General features: G+C 69.9%; 9 protein-coding genes and 1 pseudogene. 5 read left to right on the plus strand and 5 right to left on the minus strand.

Going from position 1 to position 10,608, the window contains the following annotated elements; all coding sequences use genetic code 11:
* Positions 1-162: 162 nt before the first annotated feature.
* Entirely contained in the window at positions 163-786 is a 624-nt protein-coding gene (locus tag MKK49_RS01980) for an FMN-dependent NADH-azoreductase (protein WP_244026391.1), read from the minus strand.
* A gap of 137 nt (positions 787-923) precedes the next feature.
* On the opposite strand from MKK49_RS01980, the gene MKK49_RS01985 reads away from it, so the two are divergent.
* The 5 genes from MKK49_RS01985 (at position 924) to MKK49_RS02005 (ending at position 7,000) form a co-directional block, all read left to right on the plus strand.
* Positions 924-1,859 carry a ring-cleaving dioxygenase gene (locus tag MKK49_RS01985; protein ID WP_244026392.1) on the plus strand — a complete coding sequence of 312 codons (936 nt, stop codon included), beginning with the start codon at positions 924-926 and terminating at the stop codon, positions 1,857-1,859.
* Positions 1,860-2,016: 157 nt separating this feature from the next.
* Entirely contained in the window at positions 2,017-2,790 is a 774-nt protein-coding gene (locus MKK49_RS01990) for a ferredoxin--NADP reductase (protein WP_244026393.1), read from the plus strand.
* Positions 2,791-3,019: 229 nt separating this feature from the next.
* A complete protein-coding gene (gene bioD, locus MKK49_RS01995) occupies positions 3,020-3,709 on the plus strand; it encodes a dethiobiotin synthase (RefSeq protein ID WP_244026394.1) in 690 nt (229 codons plus the stop codon).
* Positions 3,710-3,825: 116 nt separating this feature from the next.
* Positions 3,826-5,730 carry a potassium transporter Kup gene (locus MKK49_RS02000; protein ID WP_244026395.1) on the plus strand — a complete coding sequence of 635 codons (1,905 nt, stop codon included), beginning with the start codon at positions 3,826-3,828 and terminating at the stop codon, positions 5,728-5,730.
* Positions 5,731-5,839: 109 nt separating this feature from the next.
* Positions 5,840-7,000, plus strand: a complete 1,161-nt coding sequence (locus MKK49_RS02005; RefSeq protein WP_244026396.1) for a sensor histidine kinase — start codon at positions 5,840-5,842, stop codon at positions 6,998-7,000.
* Between the two features lie 47 nt (positions 7,001-7,047).
* On the opposite strand, the gene MKK49_RS02010 is transcribed toward MKK49_RS02005, so the two are convergent.
* From MKK49_RS02010 to MKK49_RS02025, 4 genes and pseudogenes are all read right to left on the minus strand, one after another.
* A complete protein-coding gene (locus MKK49_RS02010) occupies positions 7,048-8,580 on the minus strand; it encodes an acyl--CoA ligase (protein ID WP_244026397.1) in 1,533 nt (510 codons plus the stop codon).
* A 33-nt stretch (positions 8,581-8,613) separates the two neighbouring features.
* The gene (locus tag MKK49_RS02015; RefSeq protein ID WP_244026398.1) at positions 8,614-9,624 is read right to left on the minus strand and encodes a ketopantoate reductase family protein; all 1,011 of its coding nucleotides are present in this window, start codon (positions 9,622-9,624) and stop codon (positions 8,614-8,616) included.
* A 34-nt stretch (positions 9,625-9,658) separates the two neighbouring features.
* Entirely contained in the window at positions 9,659-10,423 is a 765-nt protein-coding gene (locus tag MKK49_RS02020; protein WP_244026399.1) for a fumarylacetoacetate hydrolase family protein, read from the minus strand.
* Positions 10,424-10,427: 4 nt separating this feature from the next.
* Positions 10,428-10,608 (minus strand): annotated as a pseudogene (locus tag MKK49_RS02025) (oxalate/formate MFS antiporter); the annotation flags it as partial.

Below are 10,608 nucleotides of genomic sequence, written 5' to 3' on the forward strand. Positions count from 1 at the left end.
GGGTGAGGTGTGCGAACTCTCCGGAGAGTCCACGACCCTCACCCCAACCCTCTCCCAAACAGGAGAGGGGGCCCGTCGTGGTTCCTCTGCGATCGCCCTGCCTGGAAGGAGAGGGAGCCCTGGTGCAACGACGCGATCCGAAGCGATCAAGCGAAATTCATCTCATAAGGTCGCCGCCAGGGTCTCGGCCTCGGCGCGGCCCCTGGCCCGCGATTCCCGGTCGAGGTCGGCGCCCATGAGGCCCTTCTCCACTAGGATCTGATGCACGTGCGTGATGCCGACCATGCGCAGCCAGGTCGCCATGTAGGTCGCCTGGTGGTCGTAGATCTCGGCCGGGAAGTCGTCCCCGATGGCGACGCCGCGGGCGTTGATCACCACGGCCTTCGCGGTGAGCAGGCCGTTCTGGCCGCGTTCGTCGAAGCTGAACAGCAGGTCCTTCTGCGACACGAGATCGAACAGGTGCTTGAGCCGGTACGGGATCGTGTAGTTCCACATGGGCACCCCGAACACGATGAGGTCGGCGGCCTGAAAGCGCTCGGCCAGCGCCCGGATCGTGCCCCACGCGTCCTCCTGGGCCGGGCTCAGGGCCTCGCCCGCGAGGGCCGCGTACTTGCCGGCCAGGGCCTCGCCGTCGAACTCCGGCAGGTCCGTGTTCCACACGTCCAGGGTGTCGACGGTGCCGTCCGGGTGGCGGGCCGTCCACGCCTCGAGGAAGGCGTGCGCCACTTCGATGGAAGCGGACCGTTCCTTGCGGGGCGAGGCTTCGACGTAGAGAAGGTGCGGCATCGACGGCTCCGGGTGGGGGAACCCACCCCACCTATCGCGACGCGCGCGCCGGGCCAGGGGGCGCACGGCTTTGTCATTCGCGTGCGCCGCCCCCATCTGACGTCCGTCCCCTTGGCGTCACAGGCCGGAACCGCCCGATGCACCTCACCGGAATCCACCACCTCACCGCCGTCACGGCGCGGGCCGCCGACAACGCGGCGTTCTACACCCGCACCCTCGGCCTGCGGCTCGTGAAGAAGACGGTGAACCAGGACGACGTCTCGGCCTACCACCTGTTCTACGCCGACGGCCTCGCCTCGCCGGGCACGGACCTCACCTTCTTCGACTGGCCGGCGCCTTCCGAGCGGCGCGGCACCAACAGCATCACCCGCACGGGCCTTCGGGTCGCGGGCGCCGGGGCCATCGCGTGGTGGCGCGAGCACCTCGCCCGTGAGGGCGTCGCGCACGCCGTTCCGGTGGAGCGCGACGGACGCCTCAGCCTCGATTTCGAGGATGCGGAGGGCCAGCGCTTCATGCTCGTCGACGATGGCGGCGCCGGTCCGGCCCATCCCTGGGCGCGGAGCCCCATCCCGGCCGAACACCAGATCCGCGGCCTCGGTCCCATCCGCCTCAGCCTGGCGCAGGCCGAGCGGACGGAGGCGGTGCTGGCCGAGGTCCTGGGCATGAGCCACGACCGCACCTACGCGCTGCCGGAGGGCGCGGTCCGGGTCTGGCGCATGGGGGAGGGCGGCCCGGCCGCCGAACTCCACCTCCTGTCGCAGCCGGACCTGCCGCCCGCGCGCCAGGGGGCGGGGAGCGTCCACCACGTCGCCTTCCGCATCCCCGACGCGGACTACGCAGCCTGGGCCGACCGCCTCAAGGTGAAGCGCATGCCCACCAGCGGCCCCATCGACCGGTTCTACTTCCAGAGCCTGTACTTCCGCGAGCCCAACGGCATCCTGTTCGAGATCGCCACGGACGGCCCCGGCTTCACCGCCGACGAGCCGCTGGAGACCCTGGGAGAGCACCTCGCCCTGCCGCCCTTCCTCGAAGGACGCCGCGCCGAGATCGAGGCGGGCTTGAAGCCGCTCTGACCCGGTATCCGAGTAATTCAGAGTAATTCCAGACAGTTGCGCGAACACCACCGTGACGGACGGTGCGGGGCACCTGTGCGCCCGCACCGCCTTGACGCGGGCACCGCAGGTGCGAGAAGACCCCCGCAAAGCTTCGAGATTCGAGACGGACCCGGCGATGAGTAAGTTCAACGAGGAGCGCGTGCTCTCCGTCCACCACTGGACGGACACCCTGTTCTCCTTCCGCACCACCCGCGATCCCGCGTTCCGCTTCCGCAACGGCGAATTCGTGATGATCGGCATCGAGGTGGAGGGCCGCCCGCTCCTGCGCGCCTATTCGGTCGTCTCGGCGAACTACGAGGAGGAGCTCGAGTTCTTCTCCATCAAGGTCGCCAACGGGCCGCTGACCTCCAAGCTCCAGCACCTCAAGGTCGGCGACCCGATCATGGTCGGCAAGAAGCCCACCGGCACCCTGGTGCTCGACAACCTGATGCCGGGCAAGAATCTCTACCTGCTCGGCACCGGCACGGGGCTCGCCCCGTTCATGTCGATCATCAAGGACCCGGAGACCTACGAGCGCTTCGAGAAGGTGGTGCTCGTCCACGGCTGCCGGCAGGTGCAGGAACTCGCCTACGGCGAGACCATCACGGAAGGTCTGCCGAACCACGAGTTCCTCGGCGAGGTGATCTCCGCCGGCTTGATCTACTACCCGACCGTGACCCGCGAGCCGTTCCGCAACCGCGGCCGGATCACCGACCTGATGACCTCCGGCAAGCTGTTCGAGGATATCGGCCTGCCGATGATGTCGGTGGAGAACGACCGGTTCATGCTGTGCGGCAGCCCGGACATGATCCGCGACACCCGCGAGCTGCTGACCAATGGCGGCTACGTCGAGGGCAATCACGGCGAGGCCGGCCACTACGTCATCGAGAAGGCGTTCGTCGAGAAGTGAGACGAACTCCGGCTGATCCGTTCGTCCCGGCGCCAGTGTCGCCGCAGGAGACGGTCGAGCGCGGGTCCCCTCTCCTGGAAGGAGAGGGACAGGGCGAGGTGTGGGACTTTTTCGGAGAGTTCGCACACCTCACCCCAGCCCTCTCCTTCCAGGAGAGGGAGCAGCGGTGCGACTGCTCGATCCCAAGTATCTCAAGTGCAAGTTTTTCAAGTGATGGAGCGGTCACGGCATGAGCGGCGAGGCCGTCTTCATCGCCGGCGCCGGGACCGAGATCGGCAAGACCTACGTCACCGCCGCCCTGACCCGGCGGCTGCGCGCCGACGGGCAGGGCGTGCGCACGCTGAAACCCGTCGCCAGCGGGGTCCCGTCCGTCGAAGACCCCGGGTTCCGGACGAGCGACACCGCGATCCTGCTCGAGGCGCAGGGCCTCGCCGTGACGCGGGTCAGCGTCGCGGCCTGCTCGCCCTGGCGGTTCGCCGCCCCCCTCGCCCCCGATCTCGCCGCTGCCCGCGAGGGCCGCACCCTGGCGCTGCCTGACCTCGTCGCGTGGTGCCGGGCCGAGATCGCCGCGACGCCGCCCGGCACCATCCTGCTCATCGAGGGCGTCGGCGGCCTGATGAGCCCGGTCACGGCCGAACACACCGGCCTCGACTGGCTCGAGGCCCTGTCCGTGCCGGCGCTCCTCGTCTCCGGCTCCTATCTCGGGGCCATCAGTCACGCGCTGACGGCCGCCGAGACCCTGCGCTTCCATGGTGTCTCCTTACGCGGCCTCGTCGTCTGCGAGAGCGCAGGCGCCCCGACGCCGCCGGAGACGGTGGCGGCGGCCATCCGCCGGCACATGACGGTCCCCGTTCACGAGATCGTTCGTGGCGGCGCCTGCCCCGAGGACGTGGCTCGGCTGATCCGCGCGAAGGCCTAGGGGGCTCGGCCTCCTCCATACGTCTCGACGGCCGCTTTCATCCCTGGACGCCCGTCCCCGATCCCCTACCTCGTCGGGGAAGAAGCGTCGCCGAGGCGCCCGGCCGGAGATTCCCCTTGTCCCAAGACCAGACCCGGACCGGGCACGGGGGCCTCGCGCGCCCGGCCGTGCTCATCGGTGCCCTCGGCATCGTCTACGGCGATATCGGCACGAGCCCGCTCTACGCCTTCAAGGAGGCGGTGCGGGCCGCGAGCGCCGGCGCGCCGCCGACGCCCATCGCCGTCACCGGCGCGGTGTCGCTGATCCTGTGGGCGCTGATCCTCATCGTCTCGATCAAGTACGCCGTGCTGATCCTGCGCGCCGACAACCGAGGCGAGGGCGGCATCGTCGCCATGCTGGCGCTGCTGGGCGCGCGCCACGCCAAGCCCGGCTCGTGGCAGGCCGTGCTCCTCGTGGTCGGCCTCGTCGGCGCGGCGCTCCTCTACGGCGACGGCGCCATCACCCCGGCCATCTCGGTCCTGAGCGCGGTGGAGGGCCTGAAGGTCGACGCGCCCGGCCTGTCGCGCTTCGTCGTGCCCATCACCCTGGTGATCCTCGTCGGACTGTTCCTCGTCCAGACCAAGGGCGTCGCCTTCATCGGCCGCATCTTCGGGCCGGTGATGCTGGTCTGGTTCCTCGTCCTGGCCCTGATGGGGCTCGGCGGCATCGTCCACGCGCCGCAGATCCTCGGGGCGGTGAACCCGTTGCGCGCCGTCGAATTCCTGCTCCATGCCGGCTGGCACGTCAGCTTCGCCATGCTGGGCGCCGCCTTCCTGGCGGTGACCGGCGGCGAGGCGATGTACGCCGATCTCGGGCATTTCGGTGCCGGGCCGATCCGCATCTCGTGGTTCGGCCTCGTGCTGCCGGCCCTGGTGATCCACTATTTCGGGCAGGGCGCCCTGCTGCTGGCCGAGCCCGACGCCATCGAGAACCCGTTCTATCGCCTCGCCCCCGACTGGGCGCATTACCCGCTCATCGGCCTCGCGACGCTCGCCACCGTCATCGCCTCGCAGGCGATCATCTCGGGTGCCTTCTCGCTGACCCAGCAATCGATCCAGCTCGGCTTCCTGCCGCCCATGCGGGTGGTCCACACCGCCCGGCACGAGCGCGGGCAGATCTACGTGCCGGTGGTGAACTGGCTGCTCGCCGCCGCCACCGTGAGCGCCGTGCTCGTCTTCGGCACCTCCGACGCGCTCGCCGGCGCCTACGGCATCGCCGTGTCCTCGCTCATGGCCATCACCACTCTGCTGGCCACCCTCGTCGCGTTGAAATGGGGCTACAACCCCGTGGCGGTGGTGGCGCTCAACGGCTTCTTCCTCGCCATCGACCTCGTCTTCCTCGGGGCCAACAGCGTGAAGCTGTTGGAGGGCGGCTGGTTTCCGCTCCTGCTCGCCGGGCTCGTCGCCTTCCTGATGCTGACCTGGCGCAAGGGCACGCGGCTCGTCGAAGCCGCGCGGGTCGGCCTGCGCCAGCCGGAAGCCGAGTTCCTGGAGCAGCTCCGCCGCGACCCGCCCCTGACCCTGCCGGGCCACGCCGCCTTCCTGTCCTCGGCGACGAGCGGCATCCCGCTCCACCTGTCGCGCTTCGTCGAGCGCTCCCACGCCCTGCACAAGAGCATCCTCATCGTCACGGCCTTCTACGAGGAGGAGCCGGTGGTGCCGCGCGAAGGGCGGGCCGAGGTCTCGGCCGTGACGCCGGACATCACCCGGCTCACCCTGCGCTACGGCTTCATGGAGGATGCCTCGATCCCGGAGGGGCTTGCCTGCGCCGTCCAGGCCGGCAAGCTCTCGTCCGAATGGCTCGCGGATGTCACGATCTTCATCGGCCACGAGACCATCATCCCGAAGAGCGACGACCGCGGCATGGCCGATTGGCGGGAAGGGCTGTTCGCGTTCCTCCTGCGCAACGCCGAGCGCACGGGCGCGCATTTCTGCGTGCCGACGCGCCAGCTCGTCGAAGTCGGGACCGAGATCGAGATCTGATCCCGCGTGCGCGAGACACTTGTGCGCGCGGGACACTTGCGAGCCGCACGCCGGCGCAGCAAGAAGGGGGCGGCCGTTGCCGACCGCCGCACAACCGAGAGCCCGCCGGATGCCCGAACTCGCCCCCAAGGCCCTGGCGATCCGCCTGCGCCAGCAGGCGATCCTGTCCGATTTCGGCGTCGAGGCCCTGCGGGCCACGGAATTGCTGCCCCTGCTCCAGCGCGCCACGGAACTCTGCGCCGAGGGCATGGAGGCCGAGTTCTGCAAGGCGCTGGAATACAAGCCGCACCAGGATTGCCTCCTCGTCTGCGCCGGCGTCGGCTGGGACGCCGATTCCGTCGGCTCGGCCATCATCGGGGCTGACCTCGCCTCGCCGGCGGGCTACGCCCTCAAGACCGGTCGGCCGGTGATCTCGAATCACCTGCAGGACGAGACGCGGTTCCGCACCCCGAAGCTCATGGCCGATCACGGCATCCGCCGGGCCATCAACGTGCTCATCGCCAACCGCGACGGCAATTACGGCGTGCTGGAGGTGGACGACACCCGCGAGGGCCAGTTCGAGGAGGCGGATATCGCCTTCATGCAGGGCTTCGCCAACCTCGTCGGCGGCGCCATCGAGCGCCAGCGCGCCGAGGCCCGGCTCAAGGCCGCCGTGGACCGCCAGGAGCTCCTGTCCCGGGAGATGAGCCACCGGGTGAAGAACAGCCTCGCGGTGGTCGCCGGCTTCCTCGGGCTCCAGGCGCGGGGCTCGGACAACGACGACGTCAAGGCGGCGCTCGCCGATGCCCGCACCCGGGTCGAGGCCGTGGCCCAGGTCCACGACCAGCTCTGGCGCCAGCCCAGCCTCGAGGCCATCGACGTCGCCGGCTTCCTCGAGGCCCTGTGCGCCAAGCTGCAGGAGAGCGCGCCGGGCCACAGCCTCGTCTGCCGGGCGCAAACGGTGAACATCCCCGCCGACCTCGCGATTCCGCTCGGCCTGTTCGTCAACGAACTCGTGACCAACGCCATCAAGTACGCCTATCCCGACGGCGCGGGCGAGATCCGGGTGACGGCCCAGGCCGATCCGGAAGGCGGCTTGCGCCTCACCGTCTGCGACGACGGGGTCGGTCTGCCGGAGGGGTTCGACCCCGCCGCGTCGCGCAGCGCGAGCCTCGGCATGCGCATCGTCAACAGCCTCGCCCGCCAGCTCGGCGGTCCGCTCGCCGTCGCCACGGATCGCCCGGGCGCGCATTTCTCCCTGCTGATCACCCCGCCCGACGCCGCCGGCTGACGTCGGGCGGGCGCACGCCTCCCGTCGTCAGCGCGGCCCGCGTCCCCTCACGCCAGACCGAGCTTCTGCGCGAGGCCGATGCGCTGGAGCTTGCCCGTGGCGCCTTTGGGGATCTCGTCGAGGATGAGGATCTTGGCCGGCACTTTGAAGGCGGCGAGCCGCTCCAGGGCGAAGACGCGCAGGTCCTTCTCCGCCAGGGTCTGGCCCTCGCGCAGGACGATGGCCGCCGCGACGTCCTCGCCGAGCTTGTCGTGGGGCATGGCGAAGGTGACGCATTGCGACACCGCCGGATGGTCCATGAGGATCTCGTCGACCTCGCGCGGCGAGATCTTCTCGCCGCCGCGGTTGATGATCTCCTTGAGGCGGCCGGTGAGCGACAGGTAGCCCTCCGGGGAGAGCGAGCCCTGGTCGCCCGTGCGGAACCAGCCCTGCTTCGTGAAGGCCTCGGCGTTGGCCTTGTCGTTGTTCTCGTAGCCCGCCATCACGTTGTCGCCGCGAATGACGATCTCGCCGATCTCGCCCACGGGAAGCGGCTCGCCCTCGTCGTCGACGATGGCGATCTCGGGGCCGGCGGCGAGACCGACCGAGCCGGCGTAATGCGGCTTCGGGGGCAGGGGGTTCGAGGCCATCTGGTGGGCGGCCTCGGTCATGCCGTAGGCCTCGATCAGGGGCGCGCCGAACACGTCCTCGATCTCCTTCATCACCTGCGGCGGCATGGAGGACGAGGACGAGCGGATGAACCGCAGGGGGTTCGCCTCGATGACCTCCTTGTTGCGGTTGGCGCGGCCGAGGATCGCCTGGTGCATGGTCGGCACCGCCGTGTACCAGGTCGGGCGGACCTCCCCCATCCAGCCGAAGAACTTCAGGGCGTTGAAGCCCGGCGTGCACGACACCTGGCCGCCGGCCGAGAGCGGCGCCAGGATGCCGGCGATGAGGCCGTGGATGTGGAACAGCGGCATGATGTTGAGGCCGCGATCCCCGGCCGTGAACGCCACCGCCCGCCGGATGTTGCGGGCCGAGGCGCAGACGTTGGACTGCTTCAGGGGCACGATCTTCGGGCGCGAGGTGGTGCCCGAGGTGTGGAGCACCAGGGCGATGTCTTCGGAGTCGGCCGGGCCGCCGTTCGTCGCCGGGCTCGTGGCCGCGTCCGGGAACGCCAGGGTGAAGGAGCCTGCACCCTTTTCCGGCGTCGGCCGCAGCCGCACCACCGGCACGCCGAGCTTCTCGGCCACCGCCACGGCCGGCGTCTCGGACCCTTCGGCGACCACCAGCAGCTTGGCGTCGAGGTCGTTCAGGTAGAACGTGAACTCGTCGGCCTTGTAGCTCGGGTTGAGCGGCGCCGAGGTGGCGCCCGCCGCGACGGCGATGAAGGCGGCGGCCATCTCGGGGCCGTTGTCGAGGACGATGCCGACGCGGTCGCCCCGGCCGATGCCCTGGGCGTTGAGGTCGGCGATGGTGCGCTCCGTGAGCGTCCGCAGGGCGCCGAATGTCAGCGGCACGCCGCCGGGGCTCGACAGGGCGGTGGCCTCGTCGGCGCCGGCCTGGATCAGCGCGTGGAGGGTGGTGGCGTTCTCGGCCATGGCGAAGGTTTCCTCGAAAAATCTCAAACTGAATCAGGCGGCCGTGATGGCGAGGCGGCCCTGCGCCCGGTCCAGGCTCTGGGAGAGCAGACGCATCAAGGCGTAGACGGTGCCGATATGCGGGGTCGGGGTGTCGGTCAGGCGCCCGAGCTCGATGATCGAGCCGACGAGGGCTTCGAGCTCGATGGGCCGGCCGGCCTCGACGTCCTGCAGCATCGAGGTCTTGTGGGCGCCGACCTTCTCGGCCCCGGCGATGCGCTTCTCGATGCCGAGCTTGAACGTGACCCCGAGCTTGCCCGCGATCTCCTGGGCCTCGCGCATCATGTCGGTGGCGAGCGCCCGGGTCTCGGGGAACTGGCAGATGTCCACCAGGGTGGCGTGGCTCAGCGCCGAGATCGGGTTGAAGCTGAGATTGCCCCAGAGCTTGAGCCAGATCTCCGCCCGGATGTCCGACGTCACGGGCGCGCGAAAGCCGGCCTTGATCAGGCGCTGGGCGAGCGACTGGACGCGCGGGCTCATGGTGCCGTCGAGTTCGCCCAAGCCGAAGCGGTGGCCCTCCACCACCTGCACCACGCCGGGCTCGGTGAGCACGGCGGCCGGATACACCACCGAGCCGATGACGTGCTTCGGGTCGAGGTGCTTGGCGATGAGCGCGCCCGGATCGGCGGTCTCCAGGTGCGTGCCGGTCAGGTCGCCGCCGTGGCCTTGCGAAAAGTACCACCACGGGATGCCGTTCTGCATGGTCACCACCATGGTCTCGGGCCCGATGAGGTGGTGCAGGTCGGCGGCGACGGGCCCGACCTGATGCGCCTTGACGGTCAGCAGCACGATGTCGTGCACGCCGGCCTCCGCCATGGATTTCGTGGCGCGCAGGTTCTTCACGTGGATCTCGGAGCCGTCCTCCTCGATCAGGCGCATGCCGTTGGCTTGGATGGCGTCGAGGTTGGCGCCGCGCGCGATGAAGGTGACGTCCTCGCCCGCGTTGGCGAGGCGTACGCCCAAAAATCCGCCGATGGCGCCGGCGCCGACGATGGCGATGCTCATGTGGCTGTCCTCTGATGTCTGTGGGGCAGACCCGTCACGCGAACGCGTTCGACAGGATTCCGATGCCGTCGATGTCCACCTCGACGGTGGCCCCCTTCGGAATCGGGCCGGCCCCGTTGGAAGTTCCGCAGGCGATGAGGTCGCCGGGCTCCAGGGTCATGCCCTGCGAGACCATGGCGACGATCTCCCGCGGCTTGAAGATCATGTCGGCCAGCGGATAGCGCTGGCGCTCGCGTCCGTTGACCCGCACGGCCACCGAGAGCCCGTCCGGGTCGAGGCCCGTGGCGATGACCGGGCCGAACGGGCCGAACCCGTCGAAGCCCTTCGAGCGGGTCCATTGCACGAAGCTCGGATCGGCCTTGAGCACTTCGAGGGCCGTGACGTCGTTCACGCAGGTGTAGCCGAAGATGTGCCCGGCCGCCGCTTCCGGGGAGAGATCGCGGCCGCGGCGGCCGATGACGATGCCGAGTTCGCCCTCGAACAGGATGCGGCCGAGCCCGTCCGGGATCGTCACGGTCTCGCCGCTCGCCCGGTAGGTGTTGGGCGGCTTGACGAAGAACAGCGGGTGCGCCGGCCGCTCCAGCCCCTGCTTCTCGGCCGCCGCGTGGAAGTTGTTCCACAGGGCGATGAGCTTGCCCGGCCGGCACGGGATGTCGAGGGTGACGTCCGCGAGGGGCAGGGTCTCGCCCGTGGCAATCGGGTCGGAAAAGAGATCGCCGTCGTGGACGGCGATGCTCTCGCCGTCGAGGCGGCCGAAGCCGCCCCGACCGGCATGGATGTAGCGCAGCCAGCGGGCCATCGGCTCAGGCGCTCCGGACGCTGTCGGTTGCGATCTGCGCCTGCGCGACGACGCGTTTGCGCCAGGGCTTCAGGACGGCGATGGCGAGGAGCGAGGCGAGGACGTTGGCGCCGGCGGCGACGAGGAAGACGCCGTCCCAGCTGTTGGTCGCCTGCTGGAGGTAGTTGGCGACGGGGACCAGGAGG

The organism is Methylobacterium sp. J-090, assembly GCF_022829345.1.
GTDB lineage: Bacteria > Pseudomonadota > Alphaproteobacteria > Rhizobiales > Beijerinckiaceae > Methylobacterium.

Bases quoted from the DNA above. Each gene is read 5' to 3' on its own strand.
- MKK49_RS01990 (WP_244026393.1), top strand. From the start codon at position 2,017: ATGAGTAAGTTCAACGAGGAGCGCGTGCTCTCCGTCCACCACTGGACG.
- MKK49_RS02015 (WP_244026398.1), bottom strand. From the start codon at position 9,624: ATGAGCATCGCCATCGTCGGCGCCGGCGCCATCGGCGGATTTTTGGGC.
- bioD (WP_244026394.1), top strand. From the start codon at position 3,020: ATGAGCGGCGAGGCCGTCTTCATCGCCGGCGCCGGGACCGAGATCGGC.
- MKK49_RS01980 (WP_244026391.1), bottom strand. From the start codon at position 786: ATGCCGCACCTTCTCTACGTCGAAGCCTCGCCCCGCAAGGAACGGTCC.
- MKK49_RS01985 (WP_244026392.1), top strand. From the start codon at position 924: ATGCACCTCACCGGAATCCACCACCTCACCGCCGTCACGGCGCGGGCC.
- MKK49_RS02005 (WP_244026396.1), top strand. From the start codon at position 5,840: ATGCCCGAACTCGCCCCCAAGGCCCTGGCGATCCGCCTGCGCCAGCAG.
- MKK49_RS02010 (WP_244026397.1), bottom strand. From the start codon at position 8,580: ATGGCCGAGAACGCCACCACCCTCCACGCGCTGATCCAGGCCGGCGCC.
- MKK49_RS02020 (WP_244026399.1), bottom strand. From the start codon at position 10,423: ATGGCCCGCTGGCTGCGCTACATCCATGCCGGTCGGGGCGGCTTCGGC.